Source organism: Photobacterium damselae subsp. damselae (assembly GCF_038086725.1).
Taxonomy (GTDB): domain Bacteria; phylum Pseudomonadota; class Gammaproteobacteria; order Enterobacterales; family Vibrionaceae; genus Photobacterium; species Photobacterium damselae.
Genome location: NZ_CP146971.1, coordinates 550,177 through 568,221, shown reverse-complemented (window position 1 = coordinate 568,221; position 18,045 = coordinate 550,177). Strand labels below are relative to the sequence as shown.

16 protein-coding genes are annotated in these 18,045 nt (G+C 37.3%); 12 read left to right on the top strand and 4 right to left on the bottom strand.

Features of this window, described 5'->3' with window-relative positions; translation table 11 throughout:
• Position 1 precedes the first annotated feature (1 nt).
• The 7 genes from sufC (at position 2) to WAX86_RS17355 (ending at position 7,290) form a co-directional block, all read left to right on the top strand.
• Positions 2–745: a Fe-S cluster assembly ATPase SufC gene (gene sufC, locus WAX86_RS17385; protein ID WP_068968605.1), complete on the top strand. Its 744-nt coding sequence runs from the start codon at positions 2–4 to the stop codon at positions 743–745.
• A complete protein-coding gene (gene sufD / locus WAX86_RS17380; RefSeq protein WP_341489783.1) occupies positions 723–1,994 on the top strand; it encodes a Fe-S cluster assembly protein SufD in 1,272 nt (423 codons plus the stop codon). Before sufC ends, sufD begins: the two co-directional genes overlap by 23 nt.
• Positions 1,991–3,208, top strand: a complete 1,218-nt coding sequence (locus tag WAX86_RS17375; RefSeq protein WP_341489782.1) for a SufS family cysteine desulfurase — start codon at positions 1,991–1,993, stop codon at positions 3,206–3,208. Before sufD ends, WAX86_RS17375 begins: the two co-directional genes overlap by 4 nt.
• A 12-nt stretch (positions 3,209–3,220) precedes the next feature.
• A complete protein-coding gene (locus tag WAX86_RS17370; protein ID WP_239971038.1) occupies positions 3,221–3,610 on the top strand; it encodes a SufE family protein in 390 nt (129 codons plus the stop codon).
• Positions 3,611–3,764: 154 nt separating this feature from the next.
• A complete protein-coding gene (locus WAX86_RS17365) occupies positions 3,765–4,025 on the top strand; it encodes a hypothetical protein (RefSeq protein ID WP_225314594.1) in 261 nt (86 codons plus the stop codon).
• A gap of 188 nt (positions 4,026–4,213) precedes the next feature.
• Positions 4,214–5,707 carry an EAL domain-containing protein gene (locus WAX86_RS17360; RefSeq protein ID WP_341489781.1) on the top strand — a complete coding sequence of 498 codons (1,494 nt, stop codon included), beginning with the start codon at positions 4,214–4,216 and terminating at the stop codon, positions 5,705–5,707.
• A gap of 113 nt (positions 5,708–5,820) precedes the next feature.
• Entirely contained in the window at positions 5,821–7,290 is a 1,470-nt protein-coding gene (locus WAX86_RS17355; protein WP_341489780.1) for an NAD(P)H-hydrate dehydratase, read from the top strand.
• 56 nt (positions 7,291–7,346) lie between these two features.
• Here the strand turns inward: WAX86_RS17355 and WAX86_RS17350 are convergent, their stop codons facing one another.
• The 3 genes from WAX86_RS17350 to WAX86_RS17340 form a co-directional block, all read right to left on the bottom strand.
• On the bottom strand, positions 7,347–7,601 hold the full coding sequence (locus tag WAX86_RS17350; RefSeq protein ID WP_044177989.1) for an Lpp/OprI family alanine-zipper lipoprotein: 255 nt from the start codon (positions 7,599–7,601) through the stop codon (positions 7,347–7,349).
• Between the two features lie 358 nt (positions 7,602–7,959).
• Complete coding sequence (locus WAX86_RS17345) at positions 7,960–8,553, bottom strand: SCO family protein (protein ID WP_005305277.1); 594 nt, start codon at positions 8,551–8,553, stop codon at positions 7,960–7,962.
• A gap of 108 nt (positions 8,554–8,661) precedes the next feature.
• Entirely contained in the window at positions 8,662–9,579 is a 918-nt protein-coding gene (locus WAX86_RS17340) for a DUF368 domain-containing protein (RefSeq protein WP_068968640.1), read from the bottom strand.
• Between the two features lie 555 nt (positions 9,580–10,134).
• Between WAX86_RS17340 and WAX86_RS17335 the strand changes: the two genes are divergently transcribed.
• Both WAX86_RS17335 and WAX86_RS17330 read left to right on the top strand, forming a co-directional pair.
• Complete coding sequence (locus WAX86_RS17335) at positions 10,135–10,386, top strand: hypothetical protein (RefSeq protein WP_341489779.1); 252 nt, start codon at positions 10,135–10,137, stop codon at positions 10,384–10,386.
• 207 nt (positions 10,387–10,593) lie between these two features.
• On the top strand, positions 10,594–10,989 hold the full coding sequence (locus WAX86_RS17330) for a VOC family protein (protein WP_341489778.1): 396 nt from the start codon (positions 10,594–10,596) through the stop codon (positions 10,987–10,989).
• Between the two features lie 34 nt (positions 10,990–11,023).
• Here the strand turns inward: WAX86_RS17330 and WAX86_RS17325 are convergent, their stop codons facing one another.
• Entirely contained in the window at positions 11,024–11,620 is a 597-nt protein-coding gene (locus WAX86_RS17325; protein ID WP_341489777.1) for a hypothetical protein, read from the bottom strand.
• A 671-nt stretch (positions 11,621–12,291) separates the two neighbouring features.
• Between WAX86_RS17325 and WAX86_RS17320 the strand changes: the two genes are divergently transcribed.
• From WAX86_RS17320 to WAX86_RS17310, 3 genes are all read left to right on the top strand, one after another.
• Positions 12,292–12,660, top strand: coding sequence for a cupin domain-containing protein (locus WAX86_RS17320; protein ID WP_341489776.1), 369 nt, complete (start codon positions 12,292–12,294; stop codon positions 12,658–12,660).
• A 365-nt stretch (positions 12,661–13,025) separates the two neighbouring features.
• Entirely contained in the window at positions 13,026–17,183 is a 4,158-nt protein-coding gene (gene fdhF / locus WAX86_RS17315; RefSeq protein ID WP_341489775.1) for a formate dehydrogenase subunit alpha, read from the top strand.
• 139 nt (positions 17,184–17,322) lie between these two features.
• Positions 17,323–17,682, top strand: a complete 360-nt coding sequence (locus WAX86_RS17310) for an NADH:ubiquinone oxidoreductase (protein ID WP_065171437.1) — start codon at positions 17,323–17,325, stop codon at positions 17,680–17,682.
• Positions 17,683–18,045: the final 363 nt, after the last annotated feature.

The window sequence follows — 18,045 nt, the reverse complement described above, 5'->3', positions numbered from 1 at the left end:
TATGTTAGATATTAAAAATTTACATGTCAGTGTCGAAGATAACGAAATCTTAAAAGGCATTAATCTCCAAATTAAAGCGGGAGAAGTTCACGCAATTATGGGACCTAATGGTTCGGGTAAGAGCACATTATCATCCACGCTTGCAGGCAAAGAAGACTATGAAGTTACCCAAGGTAGCATTGAATTTTTAAATAAAGATCTTATCGAGTTAGATGCAGACGAACGTGCTGGTGAAGGGGTATTTCTTGCTTTCCAATACCCGGTTGAGATTCCAGGTGTGAGTAATAAGCTCTTTTTACGTACAGCTCTTAATGGTATCCGCAATTATAAAGGATTATCTGAGTTAGACCGCTTTGATTTTGATGATTTGTTAGAAGAGAAAGCGGAGCTGTTAAAAATGCCTGTTCATTTGTTGGATCGTTCCGTTAATGAAGGGTTCTCCGGCGGTGAGAAAAAACGGAACGATATTTTGCAAATGGCGGTATTGGAACCCAGCCTTTGTATTTTAGATGAAACAGATTCTGGCCTTGATATTGATGCGTTAAAAGCTGTCTCAGAAGGTGTAAATGCTTTACGTGACGATAAGCGTGCTTTCATTGTTGTGACCCATTATCAGCGTATTCTTGATTACATTAAACCGGATTATGTTCATGTTATGGTGGATGGGAAAATTGTTAAATCTGGTGATTATCGTTTAGCTAAAGAGTTAGAGGAGAAAGGTTATGGCTGGATCATTGGAGAATAAATCAGCATCGACTCTTCTTAATTGGCAAGCGTTAGTGCCTGATGCCCTTGACCAACAAAAACATTGGAAAAAAGTATTAGAACTAGGACTTCCAACCAGTTGTGACGAAGATTGGAAATTTACACCCTTTAATTTTCTTTATGAGCTCCCATGGCATGATCGAGTGCCTTTAGTTCAACGCCGTATACCTAAAGATCTTAGTTATTTAGGTTCTGAAGATGTATATCGAATGGTATTTATTAATGGGTGTTGGCAAAAAGAGTTATCTGATTCTGTGTGTGGTGTCGATATTTCCGTATTAAAGGGAGATGATATCAGTACTGAATCCCTTGCGGTCGATCAGCTGGATAATGAGATAGTTGTTGAGCTTACCGAAGCACTAAAAACGCAAATGGTTAAGTTTACTGTTGCACCTAAAGTGATATTAGATAAGCCATTATGCATTATTCATTACATAGATAGCCTTGATGGAGCTGTGTGTGCGATGCGTCATCACTATCAATTAGGTCGTTTGTCGCAAGTAAAGATTATTGAGCACCATGTGAAGCTATCGGAGGTATCCCATAAAGGAGTTGTGTTTAGCAACACATCCATAGAAGCTCAAGACGGTGCGCAAGGCGAATATATTAAGATCGTTGAACAGGGAAGTGAGCAACTGCATCTTGCTCATAATCATATAGTTACAAATCGTGATGCGAATGTGACGAGTTCCACCTATTTATTATCAGGAAAATGGATTCGCCATAAGACCAGTAGTGAGCTAGAGGGTGAAAACGGTGTTGTCGAGATGAACAGTTTATCTCTCCCTGCTCATGGTCAATGTTTTGATAGTCGAACTTATCTAAATCATAGTGTTTCGCACTGTCGTAGCCATCAGTTACATAAAGTGGTGGCCGTTGATGATGGTAAAGGTGTATTTGACGGTTTAATTTATGTAAGTCCTGGTGCTTTAAAAACTGATGGTCAAATGGATAATCATAATTTATTGATTGGTGATAAAGCTCAAATAAATAGCCAGCCTAAATTAGAGATTTATGCTGATGATGTGAAGTGCAGTCACGGTGCTACAACGGGTCAGTTAGATCAAGAGCAAATTTTTTATCTACAAGCTCGTGGTATCAAGAAAGAGCTCGCCGAGCGCATGATCATCAAAGCATTTGCAAAAGAAGTGTGTGATCTGGTGTCTTTTGAGCCAATTCGTCGTTATTTGCTTGATCATGTTGAAAAGAAATTGGAGCGATCATTATGATTGAGAGTCCATGGAGAAAAGATTTTCCGATTTTTCAGCAGCTTGATAAAGAAAATTATCGATACCTTGATAGCGCAGCAACAGCGCAAAAACCACAAATAGTTTTGGACATAATGGATAAGTTTTATCGATATGATAATGCTGCTGTCCATAGAGGTATTCATCGGTTAAGTGCTCGTGCAACGGATCAAATGGAGTTGATTCGTGAGCGGGTTGCGCAATTTATTCATGCACCTTCGGAGAACAATATTGTTTTTACCAAAGGGACAACTGAAGCCATTAATTTAATTGCCAACAGCTATCTTCCAACCTTTGCCCAAGAGGGGGATGAGATTATTATCTCTGAACTTGAGCACCACGCTAATATCGTTCCTTGGCAAATGTTAGCGCAGAAGTTAGGGTTAAAAATCAAAGTTTGGCGTCTTGCTGACAATAACCGTGGTCTTTGTCTAGATGCATTTCGAGAGCTGTTAACGGAAAAAACAAAGTTAGTTGCGATTAGCCAACTTTCAAATGTTCTTGGAACTGTGCAGCCCATTAAAGAGGCTATTTGCATGGCACATCAAGTAGGGGCGGCAGTCATGGTTGATGGTGCTCAAGGTATCATGCATCAGCAGACTAATGTTCAAGAACTTGGTTGCGACTTTTATGCTTTTTCAGCTCATAAGCTCTATGGTCCAACGGGAATTGGAGCGTTATATATCGCTCCAAAATGGTTGCAGCAATTACCGCCATGGGAAGGGGGGGGAGCAATGATTGATAAAGTGGATTTATTCAGCGAAACCTCATATCAAGCTGCGCCTTGGCGTTTTGAAGCAGGTTCTCCGAATGTTGCGGCTATTATGGGCTTTGGTGCTGCCATTGAATATGTTAATCAAATCGGTTTATCTCAGATACAGGACTATGAAAAACAATTAATGTCATATATGTCACAACAGTTTTCAGATATTGATAACGTTGAGTTATATGGTGACGGAAAAAATCGCCATGGCGTGCTGTCATTTAATCTTACGCCTCACCATGCGTTTGATGTCGGCAGTTTTTTAGATCAATACGGTATTGCGATTAGAACCGGCCACCATTGTGCAATGCCTCTTCTAAAACGTTTAGATCAAGCTGCAGTATGTCGAGCTTCTATTGCCCTTTATAACAATGCAGAAGATATTGATAGGCTGGTGGCAAGCATTAAACGTACACAAATGTTATTAGGTTAAAAGAGAGTAGTAATGACACCAGATAAAATAGTACGTAATTTCCAACGCTGTGTTAATTGGGAAGAAAAATATCTATATATGATCGAGCTTGGTGAGCGATTTTGTACCTTGGAATCGGAAAAATGTACTGATGATTACCGTGTTTCTGGATGTCAGAGCCAAGTATGGATCTCGATTGATTTAGATAATGACCGTTTAAAAATTAAGGGAATGAGTGATGCTGCGATTGTGAAAGGCCTGATTGCTCTTATTATTATTGCATTTAATGGTTGTTCGTTAGATCAAGCTAAAACCTTCGATTTACAAAAATGGTTTAACGAATTGGAGCTTACTCAGCATTTAACGCCATCAAGAGCTGTTGGGCTAAGTGAAATTGTAAAATCAGTTTATAACAAGTTATAAAATTTAATTCTTTTAGATAGTTAACCATTTATCTTTGTTATTTAAACATGCGTAAATTTGCAATTAAATCTTGAGTTTTTGAAGTTAATAAATACTAGAGCTTCGTTTAAATCGGCGTAGAGTAACAGTAAAACATAGATAAAATAAGGTATGTATGATGACACCCAAAGATAGATGGTTACTAGACCAGATGTTAGAACTTGAAGGTAAAGATCTTACTCAGTTAACAAAGCAAGAAAAAGAAGTGTTTGATGCGTTTGAAGCAAGAGCTCACGAGTTTGGCGTAACAATTGAAATTGCTTCTGAAGCACCTTTAAGTGATATAAAGCAAGGTACTTCATCTTATTCGGTTACTCAATTAGAAAGACATTTCCCAAATCAAATCATCATAAAGCGCGTATTGGATGATGAATAATAATTTCCCCCAGTACTATAAGTAATGGGGGAGTTTATGTGGATCTTTAGTTGTGTTTTAAAATAAGCTCATTTTCTATGGCTTATTAGATGGAATTGAATTTTTTTCAAAAAAAACATTCTTGTGTGTGTATAATGAGCATTTCATATAAGAATTTACGCATCTAAGTTATATTCATAGTTCAAGATATGTTTAAAAAAATACCTAAGACTTTTACAAAGAAAAAGTACGTTTTTATTCTGTTCATTTTTATGAGCTGGTTTGTGTTATCTGCTTGTTTTTTGTTAATGGATTATGCATATAAACGTCATAAGTTAATGAACTATGCACAAGAAACTGTTCAAGTATTCAATTCCATTTTTAACCATGCTAATTCAAGTATTGATTTGGCAGAGAAAATAGACTATTTGAATTGTGACAAATCATTGAATCAGCTGCGTCAAATTGCTGCCATTACACCGTATGTTCGTTCTATTGTTATACTTCATAACAACAAACTCATTTGTAATAGTGTATTAGGTAAAACGAACTTTCCAGTTAATCGTAACTTAAAACATAAAAAATTAGCCATTATTGATAAGAGCTATATAACAAAAAAACCTGTATTAATATTAACAAAAAAAATTAATGAAAATTCTGAGATTAGAATTGGAATTAATACCTACTTTTTATCCCATAATCTGATTTCTAGTACAGAAGATAGAGAGCTGTACATTGAGATTGATGATGCTATTTATAACTTAGACGGTGTAGCAAAAACTATTGATACTTCTGATGGGTATATTCGAGTAAGTTCTTTATTATATCCATTTTCAATTTATGTTGATGATTCTTTTGTTTTAACCTCTCTTGACATGACGTTTGTTCTGTTTATGTTACTTACAGGGATTGTTGTTGGCGGATACGGTAATAGGATTTTTAGTAAAACGGATTTTGTAAAATATGAACTAGAAAATGCCATACTCAACAATGAAATTAAGCCTTATATTCAGCCGATATCGTCGAGTAATGGTGATGTTATTGGTGGTGAAGTATTGGCTCGTTGGGTAAAAAGCAATGATCGGGTGATACCTCCTGGTGTTTTTATCCCATTAATCGAACAGTATGATTTGATGGAATCAATGACTAACTCTATGATAGATCAACTGATTAACACTCCAAACCTACTTGAGTCTAATAAATCACTACATCTCAGTATTAATGTTACAAAAGAATGCTTAGAAAATGAGATAATTCGCATCAAATGTGAATGGCTTGCGGAAAGATGTCGTTTAATTTTAGAGTTAACAGAAAGTGAAGAATTTACCGATCCTGAGTATATCTCATTACTTATGGGTGAGTTGCGAGAGCGTGGTGTTTTGTTTGCTCTTGATGATTATGGCACTGGTTTTTCAACATTAAAATATCTTAAACAGTATCAATTTGATTATTTAAAAATTGATAAAATGTTTGTTGATAATGTTTGTGATGATAGTGTTTCAAGTGAGATAATTAAAAATATCATATCGTTAGCTAAAAAGCTTAATATTAGTCTTGTTGCTGAGGGGGTTGAGCATCAGTCTCAGGTGAATAAGCTTGCTAACTATGGCGTAGATTATTTTCAAGGCTATTATTTCAGTAAGCCGATAGCGATTGATGATTTTATTGCCAAGTATATTCTCTTTAGTCGTTTAGTTACTTAATTTAAACACTATTATTGAAGAATGGTTAAGAAACAATAGTTATCAAGAAGCCCTTTTAATATTGTTAAAGTAGGAATAGATTAGATCTATACACAATTTAACAGGGAATGAAGATGGCTGAGGTTGCAGTATTTTACGATACCGAGCAGGTTAAGATTGGTGAACAGTGTGTTGTTAATGAGCTGCATATTACCATGTATGAACTCATGCAAAAGGCTGGAACTGCTGTTTTTCAGGCTCTTGTCCAGAATTATCCCGATGCTCGTTCGCTGATTATATTTGTTGGTAAAGGCAATAACGGTGGGGATGGTTATGTTGTTGCTAAATTGGCTTTATTGGCAGGGTATCGAGTACAGGTGCATCATCATGGTGATCAAAACCGCTTAACATCGGATAGCCATAAAGCTAAGCAGGACTACATTAATGCGGGCGGTTCTCTTCTGGCCTATGATGATCTCGATTTTCAAAACATAGACCTTGTTATTGATGCGCTTCTTGGAACGGGTTTGAGGGGGGATGTGTATCCCGAAACATGTGTACTTATCCACAAGATTAATCACCTCAATCTACCGATAATGTCTATCGATATTCCGTCAGGGTTATACGCTAATACTGGATTTGCCAGTAAAGAAGTTATTAAAGCCGATATCACGGTTTGTCTAATTGCAATAAAAAGTGGTTTGATTACAGGTTCGGCACGAGAGTATGTTGGTAAGTTACTTATTGACGACTTAGGTGTTAAGGCGCTCTTTTGCAAAAATGCGTCAGCAAAAGGAACTTTAACTTATGCAAAAATAAAACCAAGAAAACCTACATATCATAAAGGAAATTCGGGGCACTCTCTGGTGATTGGGGGAGATGCTGGTATGGGAGGTGCTTTACTTCTTTCCTCTGAAGCCTGTTTACGTTCTGGTGCTGGTTTAGTCGCTTCTTTGACTGATACGACGAATGTAATGCCTTCTCTTGTCCGTACGCCTGAAGTCATGGCTTCTGATTGGCAAAACCAAGAAATGTTATCTCAACGTTTGTCATGGGCTACTGCACTTGGATTTGGACCTGGTTTAGGTTTGAGTTCGTTCGCAAGACACTTATTCAGCCAAATCTCTCAACAAACTATACCCAAAGTATTTGATGCCGACGCATTAAATATACTCTCATTGACTCCTAACTTTGATGATTTAAGAATCTTAACCCCTCATCCAGGCGAAGCCGCTCGATTGCTAAATTGCACTATCAAGGATATTGAACAAGACCGATATCAAGCAGTTCAAAAGATACAGAGCAAATATGGTGGTGTTGTTGTACTTAAAGGTGCCGGAACTGTAATTTATGATGGAGAACAATTCTTTGTTTGTGCCATTGGAAATGCAAATATGGCAACAGGGGGAATGGGTGATGTGCTGACGGGAGTTATCACCAGTTTATTAGCTCAAGGTTATAATATGACTCAGGCAGCTGTTTACGGAGTTCATATTCATAGTTTAGCTGGTGATCTCGCTGCTAAAGATAAACCAGTTGGATTAATAGCTAGTGATGTTATTGCATATTTATCTAATGCGGTTTGTCTGAGCTCTAATAGATAAAAAAAAGAGGTGGAATTAACCACCTCTTTTTACTATCTCAAACAAATCAATGATTATTACTTAGTGTAAGAACCACGGATGTTGTCGATGCGCTGGTTAGCACGCATTGCTTCTTGGTAAGCTGCGTCAGATGCTGCACGAGCGTCGTTAACAGCGCCAGCTAGTTGATCTTGTTGGCTTTGTAGAGCGCTTACTTGATCAGAAAGTGCGTCAACTTTGTTAGTTAGTTGCTGCATTTCGCTTGAGCTTGAACAACCCATTAGAGTTGCACTTAGAATAACACCAGCTAGGATAGTTACTTTACGATTCATTCTCTTTATTCTCCTTTAATCTGCCACTACAAACTGAGTGTAAAAGTTTTAGTTGGCAGATTCATTATGGCATAACTTGCTAAAAAATCTCATTAAAAACACATAAATAATAAAAAAACTTTTTCTCGTTATGGGATCATTCACACAAAATTGCAATTATTTATCTTAAATTTACCTTCTATTGACAGTTTCAATTGATGATTTAAGTTTCCATGTTTTGAGTAATAGTTTTTTATTTTATTGATTTTTAATGCTTTTTTGTAAACTTACATTTTGTTTTTATCATGTTAATTTTGTATTGCACTGTGCATTGGTAGAAATTTAATTAGTTAAGTGAAAGCGCTATAGCAACAATTTGTCAGCGTTTCTGTGAAATTAAAACATCATTAATTTCCTGAGTTAGTAGTTGGACATTTAATGTATGTGCAACCTTTTTAATAATGTTGCCATTAGGTTGAAGTATATAAAAATAGGAGTTGTGATCGATTGTGTATTCAAGCTTTGATTCTGGCATTTTAGTCTTGAGATAGAGCACACCATATTTATTTGCTAATTCAGTCGTCTGTTCGACAGTACCAACTAAGCCTGTAATCCCAGCCTTAAAATAACTTGCATACTCCTTGGTTTTTGTTGCAGTATCTCTTTCTGGATCTAGTGTTATAAATATCGGCCACACATTTTGACGTTGTGTTTCAGATAAATTATCTAAAGCACTTGATAAGATAGCTAATGAGGTTGGGCATACGTCAGGGCATTGAGTGTAACCAAAATACACAACCCTAATTCGAGGATCTGTTGTATCGAAAAGGTCGATAACATCTTCTCCATACTCAAGAATCTGCATTGGGTAGTAGGGGGCATGGCGAGCATTAGGATCTCGTTTTTGCCAGAAATAATGCGCCGTTAATCCAGAAAAAAGCGCACAAATAAGAATTAGCCACTGATACCGCATGATAAGTTCCTATATAAAAACAGCCTGTTACAGTAAATATAACAGGCTGTTTAATGAGCTTTTATGCTGGTAAGTTTACTTTGTGATTGAAGTAACTTTATCTAGTGATTATTCGCCGTGTTGTGCGAACTTTTCTAATCCCCAAACAATAGCAATGCCTAAAATCATGGCGATAATAGCGTAGCCTAAAAGCGCTGGCTGGCCTGTTACATGTTCAAAGTTAAAAGGAGATAAGTTTTGTTCTACAAGAGGAACCTGCTCTCCATGAGAGTTAATACGCCAAGTTAATGTTTCTTTCCATGGCCAGATTTTGCCGAGGGTTCCGATCATTAATCCAGTTAAGAAAGTTAAAGCGATATCTCGGTAGTTTCTTAAGATCCAAGATAAAACATGAGAAAACGTCAAAAGACCAACGACACAGCCCATTGCAAATAGACCGAGAGTAACAACATCCATCGATTTTGCCGCACCTAAAATTGGGGCATACATACCGAGCAGTAATAGAATAAAGCTACCTGAAATTCCAGGTAAGATCATAGCGCAGATAGCGATAGCGCCTGCAATGACGATATTGACTGGCGTTGGATCCATGCTGACAGGGTTAACAACTGTAATACCATATGCAAAAGCAGCCCCAAGAATAACGGCAATAAAACGAGTTAAAGCCCAGCGGTCAACTTGTTTAAACATATGGATAACTGACACAATGATCAAACCAAAAAAGAAAGACCACAGTGGAATTGGATGAGTATGCAACATCCAGGTAATGAAACGTGCTAATGTAAAGATACTAGTTAAAATACCAGCAAAAAGAGCGATAAGAAAAGTACCATTAACATGCTCAAAAGCACCTTTAATACCTTTCTCTTTTAAAACAGTGATAAGTTTTGGGTTAATACGACGAATGCTTTCTAAAAGAGTATCATAGATACCTGTAATAAAAGCGATTGTGCCGCCAGAAACACCAGGGACAACATCAGCTGCACCCATTGCCATTCCTTTTAAAAAGGTAATCAGCTTATTCATGTAAGATCATCTTATTTAATTAAAAACTGGCGATATTATACATTTAAAAACAAGAAAAAAGAGTGAAAAGATAAGATGATTGACACTAATTTTACAGGGTGGTATGTCCTTAAGTTATTACTTTCCTTCATTTGATTTTCTACAGGAATTCTTTCGGACTCAGAGAACGATAAATAGAGTTTAACGCTTTAATGTACAAATTGTGACCATGCTAATATCAAAAAAGGAGATTCTAGGTAAAGTAGTTTTATAAATTTTAAATACAATATACCCAAGTAACCTCAAGATGCGAGGTTCAGCGAGAATAATTTGGTTTACAGGCAAGGCAACGATTTGAAGATCTAGTGGCTCTAAATTAAAAATCGTTAACGCAGTATGTGAAGCAAATTAACTCGCCCTTTGGGAGCGTGTCACAGACACAATTTCATCGTCAAACAATTTGGAAATAGCGAGCTATTACACTGCATTGTTTGTCTTGAACTTGAATCAGTGACAACGCTCTGAATCCTGCATCTTGAAGTCACTTGGGTATATTACGATTAATGGAGTAATCAGATGTATAAGACTCTGCTAGGTATTGCAACAGAGAATCAACTCATTCGAGCTGATATGAAGTGGGATACGACAAAATCACATGATATTGAAACCCTATGGTTAGTTGAAAAATCACCTGATGATAATGTTGTGGCGAGGTATGTGATCAAAGTCACCAAAGAATTAAATTTTCCTGATAGAAGAAATATTTCGTATCAAAAATACACTCCAGATAGTTTATCGTTGGTGAGCAGCGGCGAATTAATTGTGTAAATAATTGCACATTTATATATATGTAATAAGACCATTATATGTTGAATTTGTGCTCTAGATTTTATTCTTTGCAGAAAACCACGTAAAATCTTGAAAAATTAAAATTAGTTTGTATCTTATTTCGATATAACAGTGATACTTATTTTATTTATATCAGGATTCAGTTTATCAGTGAGTCCTGATTTCGTGTATTTAAGGAATAATTACATGATACCAAGAGATTCGACTTTACGAGTTGTAAGACCGACAGATAATCTTGATACTATAGCTGAAATGTATTCCGCTTTAGGCTTTGAAAAAGTTAAAGAATTCAAGAATAATGAGGGTTTTGATGGCGTAATTCTTGGTCATCGAAAACATGCTTATCATTTAGAGTTTACCCATCGCATCGGTACAAAAATTGGTAAAGCCCCTAATCAAGAGCAGCAATTGGTTTTCTATATTGCTTGTAGTCGAGAGTGGGAGCGAGCTTGCCGTAGTATGATCAGTGCTGGTTTTAATGTGGTTGAAAACATTAACCCATACTGGGAGTCGGTTGGCAAAACATTTGAAGATATTGATGGCTATCGCCTTGTTCTTCAAAACTTAGACTGGGATCTATAAGCCAATTTATTATTTATAAATAATAAAGCATCAGTTAGTGGTGCTTTATTTTTGCATAAGATATCTTTTCTTTCATGATTTTCTCTGCCATAGCTCCAAAAAAATCGCATGGATTATTGTGATTAACTAAATGATGCTGTCTGTTGCCAATATTTTTGAGTAATTTTATTTCAGATTGCTCTTTTACCTGTAACCTTTCAGGCGTATTAAAATAATCCAGTATTGGCGATCTTAAATGTTGATCAATTTGTTGTAATTGAAAATAGCATCGATTTATTGCAATCATATCCTTCATCAGTTTGAGACTTTCTGCTGTAGATATAGTTTGATCATTTATTAATTCTAGGATTCTATCCCATCTTTTAGATGCTAAAAGCCCCATTACGACATATTCAGGCCTTTGATAGCTGCTTAATAAGATTTTTTCATAATCATCTCGAATTAAATTTCGGTTAACATCATTTCCCCACAAGTCGTTTGATAAAGACTGAGTAGTTATCATTTCTATCTGTTCAGATGGAAGTTCACTGGAGCTTACGTGCCACTTGGCTAGTATTGATAATGCAGAATATTCATTCAGAGGGAGTTGTATATGGTTTCCATCGAGTATAGCTGGGTGGCTTTTCATCATTTCTAACGAGTCATAAGCCATAGCGGGTAGGAAGAAAAGGATATGTATCGAGATGATAAGGAATCGTAAGTAAGTCAGCATAATGAATTTGTAATAGTGTTATCTGTATTATTCATAAGCTGTATTGGCGTTTATCTCAATATTAATGAAGTGGATTGTAGAGCGACTATACATTTTTGTATGAAAAAAATTAACTTACAATAATGTATGAAGTAAATATGGTTATTAAATTATTGTCTTTTATCTAATTGTTAAGCTTCAGTTTAGGCTCGCTATATATATTATTAGCATCTAGTCGAAACAACGTGTGGTATTATGCCTGATAAGCTATTTGAAGTGATATTGATAATTGTTGCTATCGCGGTTGCCATAGGGATCTATAGCTGCACAGTTATGAGCTAATCATATAATTTGGATATTACTTCTATACACATAAAACTATGATTTCAACATTGAAACTATGATTGGTTAAAATAAGAGTAGTTTGCTTTTTTTGTAAACAGTTATATTCACTTTATCTTCTTTCTTGTACATAAAACGATAAGCCTTATTTTTAAAGGGTGATTAGTTGTTTTTATCATCTACTTTCGACTATTGCGACAGCACGAACTTAGGCATATTCTTTATAAAAAATGATCCGTATCAATAATTGGTAAGATAGGAGAGAGAATATGGCTCTTAATAAAAAAGTATGGTCTGACATGGCTGTTGACCCAGAAGCTCCTCAAGGATTTTATTTTCGTGATGCAAGTTGTGCTCAACCAATTACTTCAATGTTAGAAGTGTGGGATGCCGGTACAGTTGAAGATCCTCATCATCATCCTCATGACGATATGTCTGTGATGGTTGAAGGTCGTATAGATGTGCAATTTTTTGATCGTCAAGATGATGGCTCATTGATTAAGAAAGGGGATGTTCAGATATTTAGAAAAGGTGATACTGCATATATTCCTGCAAATCAAATTCACTCAGTAATTTACACTGAAGATACGAAAATGGTTTACGTACAAGACGGTGAATTTGGCTTTATTGCTGATTAATTGTGTCTTCTTCCTTTTGCGTTGCGAGAGAGTTTTACTTTCGCAGCGCTTTATGCTTTTTAGGTAACTCATCTCTTATTCTCTTTTCATCATTTCTTATCCTTCTAGTTAGAATAACTACTCTATTGCATTTCGTGCGAATAATTATCAGTTAAATCCTTTTTGTTGAGAATAAACTGCTATTGTGCTTCAAATCAAAGAATAAACTTATGTAATTTTGATACTGTCGGCGTATTACTAGATGATTTTTGTCATCCATGAACTTTGCCATAAAAGGTCAAGCGATAATTGACTTAAAAATAGATATATTAAGAGTGTTCTTAAGAGCATCGTGGGGCAAAGTTAGTTAGAACAATGAGGCTATAATGATAAATATAACGATCGACGGACAAGTGTTCGCCATCGACCCAGATCAAAATCTACTGGAAGCTGCTAAGCAATGTCAGGTGGATATCCCATCGCTATGTGGTAAGAACACAAAAGGTGAGAAAGTTGCTTGTAATCTTTGCGTAGTAGAGATTGATGGTCAGGGAGTACAACGTGCTTGTGAAACCAAGCCAGCCGAAGGAATGTCAGTAACGACTCAGTCAGAAGAGCTCAGTTCACGTCGTCAAACAGCGCTGAATAAAATTTTGTCTGATCACTATGCAGATTGTGAAGCCCCTTGCCAAACAGCATGTCCAGCAGGGGTAGATATTCAATCTTACCTTTACCATATTTCACAAAACGATCACCAGAAAGCGGTTGAAGTTATTAAACGTACCTTACCTATGCCACTATCTATTGGTCGTGTTTGTCCTGCTTTTTGTGAAGCTGAATGTCGCCGAGGGTTAGTTGATGAGCCAATTGCGATTCGTCAATTAAAGCGTCATGCCGCAGATATTGATTTAAAAGCTCAAGAAGCCTATGTACCTGAGAAAAAGCCAGCAAAAGGTAAATCTATTGCGGTTGTTGGTAGTGGTCCTGGCGGTTTAACTTGTGGCTATTATCTATCTAATGAAGGTTACAATGTCACGGTTTATGAAGCGATGCCTGAAACAGGTGGATGGCTTCGCTATGGTATTCCTGAATACCGTTTACCTAAGTCCATTTTAGATAAAGAAGTAGAGTTAATGTGCCGTAATGGCATGGAAATCTACACGAATAAAAAGCTAGGTGAAGATTTCACTTTATCGGATCTCTCTCGTGATTTTGATGCGGTATGTCTGGCTGTCGGTGCATCAAAAGCGGTAGAAATGCACTATACGGGCAGCGATCTTGACGGTTGTTATTTAGGTGTTGATTATCTAAAAGATTATGTCACCGAACATAAGTTGGTCACAGGTAAAAAAGTTGCCGTTATTGGTGGTGGTAATACGGCTATCGACTGTGCGCGTACAGCGGTTCGTGATGGTGCTGATACTACACTGATTTATCGTCGTACTCGCGATGAAATGCCAGCAGAAGATTATGAAATTGCAGAAGCTGAGCATGAAGGGGTTAAGTTTCACTTCTTAACCAATCCATCTGAAAATATTGCTGATGCTAATGGGCGTGTATGCCAAGTTAAATTGGAAAAGATGGCTTTAGGTGAACCCGATGCATCAGGTCGTCGCAGTCCAAAGGCAACGGGTGAATTCTTTATTGAAGAGTTTGATACTGTTATTGCAGCAGTATCACAAAAAGCAGATTTAAGCTTCCTTGATAACGAAACGATTGAATTGCCACTGACACGTTGGAATACCTCAGATGCTCACCCTGAAACTATGCACAGTGGTGTTGAGAATATCTTTAGTATTGGTGATTTTCGTCGTGGACCAGCAACGGCTATTGAAGCTGTAGCTGATGGTCGCCGCGCTGCTCAAGCTATTGATCGATTCTTTAGTGGCTCAATGGAGCAGATTCCAGCTAAAGAATTTAACTCACAAAAAGAGACAAAACTAAAATTAGTTGCGCCTGAACAATTTGCGGCCATTCCAAAAGTGATGCGTGCAGTTATGCCAGAGCTTAGCTCAGAACAACGCGCTCTTAATTTTGGAGAAGTCGAATTAGGTTTTGATAATGAAGCCGCAATAACAGAAGCTGCTCGCTGTCTAGAGTGTGGTTGCCAAGCGAATAAAGACTGTAAGTTGCGTGATTATGCGACTGAGTATAAAGCGGCTGAAACCGATTTAGAGAACGAAGCAAAGCAGAAATTCTGTGTAGATGACTCTTCTGAATTTATTGTGTTTGATGCTAACCGCTGTATTAGTTGTGGTCAGTGTGTACAAGCTTGTAACGAGAAAGCGGTACATGGCGTTTTAAGCTTTATGAAAAATGCTGATGGGACACCCGCTCAGCGTCCTGAATGCCGACCTGGTTTTGATGGCGTAAATATGGGCGATTCAAAATGTGTGCAATGTGGTGCTTGTGTACAAGCGTGTCCTACTGGGGCATTGGTTGATAAACGTGATAAAGCGCAAGGTCGAATTGAATTATTGACGCCTGTTGAAACCATCTGTACCTATTGTGGTATTGGCTGCCGCTTAACCATGTTTGTGGACAAAGCTAAAAATAAGATCCGCTATGTACAAGGCTCTGAAAAGTCACCAGTGAACCAAGGTATGCTGTGTGTGAAAGGCCGCTTTGGTTTTGATTTCATTAATAGCCAGGAACGTTTACAAACACCGCTTATTCGTAAAGAAGGTCAATTAGTTCCTGCTACATGGGATGAGGCTATCTCTCTTATTGCTGAGAAGTTTACAGCGATCAAAAATGAAAAAGGTGGAGATTCATTAGCTGGATTTTCGTCGGCCAAAACAACCAATGAAGATAACTTTGTCTTTCAGAAATTTGTCCGTTGTGAGTTTGAAACCAATAACGTTGATCACTGCGCTCGCTTATGTCACGCATCAACGGTAACCGGTCTTGAAGCATCACTCGGTAGTGGGGCGATGACAAATGATATTCCAAGTATCAAGCATTCAGATCTGATATTTATTATTGGATCCGATACATCATCTGCTCACCCGATTATTGGTTCACACATAAAACAAGCGGTTCGTCATCATGGCGCTCGTCTTATTGTTGCTGATCCTAAGAAGGTTGATATTGTTGCCCATGCTGAACTGTATGTCGCTCAGCGCCCTGGTACTGATGTGATGCTATTGAATGGCATTATGCAGCAGATCATCAAAAATAATTGGCATGATCAAACGTATATTGATGAGCGAGTTGAAGGCTTTGATGCATTAAAAACTGAAGTGATGCAAGAGGCCTATTCGCTGGAAAAAGTGGAGTTGGTAACAGGAGTAAAAGCGAGTGATGTTCTTGAGATGGCTCGTTTAATTGGTACCGCAGAACGTACTGCTATTTATTACTCTATGGGTATTACACAGCACACCACAGGCCATGATAACGTTCGTTCAATTGCAAACTTGCAAATGTTGTGCGGTAACATAGGTATTGAAGGTGCTGGCATCAATCCTCTGCGTGGTCAGTCGAATGTGCAGGGTGCTTGTGATATGGGTGCACTACCGTGGGACTTCCCTGGATATCAAAAAGTAGAAGTACCTGAGAATCACCAGAAATTTGCTAAGGCGTGGAATAAACCTAATCTACCTGCGAAAAAAGGTTTAACCCTGACCGAGATTATTGATGCTGCATGCCATGATCAGGTAAAAGGTTTGTATGTTATGGGTGAAAACCCAGTACTAAGCGATCCAAACCAAGCGCACGTAATTGAAGGTCTTGAAAAGCTAGATTTCCTTGTTGTTCAAGATATTTTCTTAACAGAAACAGCTGAATATGCAGATGTAGTATTGCCATCGTGCTCCTTTGCTGAAAAAGATGGACACTTTACCAATACCGAGCGCCGAGTACAGCGTATTCAAGCTGCGGTAAATCCTCCTGGTGAAGCCAAACAAGACTGGCAGATTCTGCAAATGGTCTCTCAGGCAATGGGAGGGCAATGGCATTATGATTCTGTTCAAGAGATCACAGAAGAAATCACACAACTAACGCCTCAATATGCAGGTATCAGTTGGGATGCAGTTGGCTATGAAGGCATCCAATGGCCATGTAATGCGAATAAACCTCAAGGTACTCGTATTATGCATGAAGAGCGCTTTGTTCGTGGTAAAGGCGAAATGGCTGCGGTTCCATTCCGTTATGCAGCAGAGCTCCCTGATGAAGAGTTTCCTCTGGTCTTAACAACTGGCCGTCTACTAGAGCAGTTCCACACAGGTACCATGACTCGTAAGACGAAAGGTTTGGATAATCTTGCAGGTCCTCGAGCCATGATTAGTGTAACAGATGCCGAGCGTTTGGGTATTCATAATGGTGAAATGATCCGTGTTGCAACTCGTCGTGGCGCTATTGAAACACCTGCATTTGTGACTAAACGCATGCAAGATGGTGTTGTATTTGTACCATTCCATTTTGCAGAATCACCAGCAAACCGTTTAACCATAACAGCAACTGACCCGCATGCTAAGATCCCTGAGTTTAAAGTTGCGGCAGTGAAAATTGAGAAGATAGAAGCAAAAGAGGTTGAATTAGCTTAATTGTAGCCTTTATCTCATTTTGATCGATAAAGCCACTAAGCCTTGGGTTTAGTGGCTTTTTTTCAGCCTTAATAACTGGTTTGATATCATTCTTAGGTATAGAATCTTTACATACGCAGTACATTATCTGAGGTGAGTGATGAAATTTGGCATTATTGTTGTGATCTCTGTTTTAGCCGGGATCTTATCTGGCGAGCATTTTCACTCATTTGTTTTAGGTGTTGGTGTCGCTTCTCTTGCTGTTGGAATGGGGTATTGGGTAACCTTTCGAACATCTAGCCGTTATCCTCAATTAGCTTTTTTGATGCTTTTATTAGGTCTGTTTACAAAGATTATTGTTACTATTGTCGGTGTTATGTGGGGAATTAATAAAGAGCTATTATCATCTCCATTTGTTTTTTCTTTGTCATATTTGGCATTTTTGATTATAGCTAGTTATGGCTACTTTAAGTTACGAGAATATCAATTAAATCAAACTAAGAAGAAAATGCCTAAGTAAATTCAATATTTGGTATGTAGCAGAGAGTATAACTTTATTTAAAGATAAGGTGTTGATTATAATAACTATTGCCTCTTAACTGAAGGTTATTGATTCAGTATGTATACAATCATCCAAACTTGTATTTTTTCTAGATGGTTTACTCTTAAAAAGAGAGTAAAATAATTATTTTGCTCTTTTTATCATAAATAGAATTTAACTCTCATGCAATAATTCCTTATTGGAATTTAATTTATACAAACCGTCCACAATCTTTAGTTTTAAAAAATAATATAGAAATATTATTTGTATACTTATGTATTACTATGTATTTTTCGCTACAAAATGTGATGCGCATTCCAAAATAATGAGGTAAGATACTGG

Excerpts from the sequence above, each read along its gene's own strand:
- WAX86_RS17330 (WP_341489778.1), top strand. The coding sequence starts at position 10,594 with ATGATACCAAGAGATTCGACTTTACGAGTTGTAAGACCGACAGATAAT.
- sufC (WP_068968605.1), top strand. The coding sequence starts at position 2 with ATGTTAGATATTAAAAATTTACATGTCAGTGTCGAAGATAACGAAATC.
- WAX86_RS17345 (WP_005305277.1), bottom strand. The coding sequence starts at position 8,553 with ATGCGGTATCAGTGGCTAATTCTTATTTGTGCGCTTTTTTCTGGATTA.
- fdhF (WP_341489775.1), top strand. The coding sequence starts at position 13,026 with ATGATAAATATAACGATCGACGGACAAGTGTTCGCCATCGACCCAGAT.
- WAX86_RS17320 (WP_341489776.1), top strand. The coding sequence starts at position 12,292 with ATGGCTCTTAATAAAAAAGTATGGTCTGACATGGCTGTTGACCCAGAA.
- WAX86_RS17335 (WP_341489779.1), top strand. The coding sequence starts at position 10,135 with ATGTATAAGACTCTGCTAGGTATTGCAACAGAGAATCAACTCATTCGA.
- WAX86_RS17325 (WP_341489777.1), bottom strand. The coding sequence starts at position 11,620 with ATGATGAAAAGCCACCCAGCTATACTCGATGGAAACCATATACAACTC.
- WAX86_RS17360 (WP_341489781.1), top strand. The coding sequence starts at position 4,214 with ATGTTTAAAAAAATACCTAAGACTTTTACAAAGAAAAAGTACGTTTTT.
- WAX86_RS17375 (WP_341489782.1), top strand. The coding sequence starts at position 1,991 with ATGATTGAGAGTCCATGGAGAAAAGATTTTCCGATTTTTCAGCAGCTT.
- WAX86_RS17370 (WP_239971038.1), top strand. The coding sequence starts at position 3,221 with ATGACACCAGATAAAATAGTACGTAATTTCCAACGCTGTGTTAATTGG.
- WAX86_RS17340 (WP_068968640.1), bottom strand. The coding sequence starts at position 9,579 with ATGAATAAGCTGATTACCTTTTTAAAAGGAATGGCAATGGGTGCAGCT.
- WAX86_RS17365 (WP_225314594.1), top strand. The coding sequence starts at position 3,765 with ATGATGACACCCAAAGATAGATGGTTACTAGACCAGATGTTAGAACTT.
- WAX86_RS17355 (WP_341489780.1), top strand. The coding sequence starts at position 5,821 with ATGGCTGAGGTTGCAGTATTTTACGATACCGAGCAGGTTAAGATTGGT.
- sufD (WP_341489783.1), top strand. The coding sequence starts at position 723 with ATGGCTGGATCATTGGAGAATAAATCAGCATCGACTCTTCTTAATTGG.
- WAX86_RS17350 (WP_044177989.1), bottom strand. The coding sequence starts at position 7,601 with ATGAATCGTAAAGTAACTATCCTAGCTGGTGTTATTCTAAGTGCAACT.
- WAX86_RS17310 (WP_065171437.1), top strand. The coding sequence starts at position 17,323 with ATGAAATTTGGCATTATTGTTGTGATCTCTGTTTTAGCCGGGATCTTA.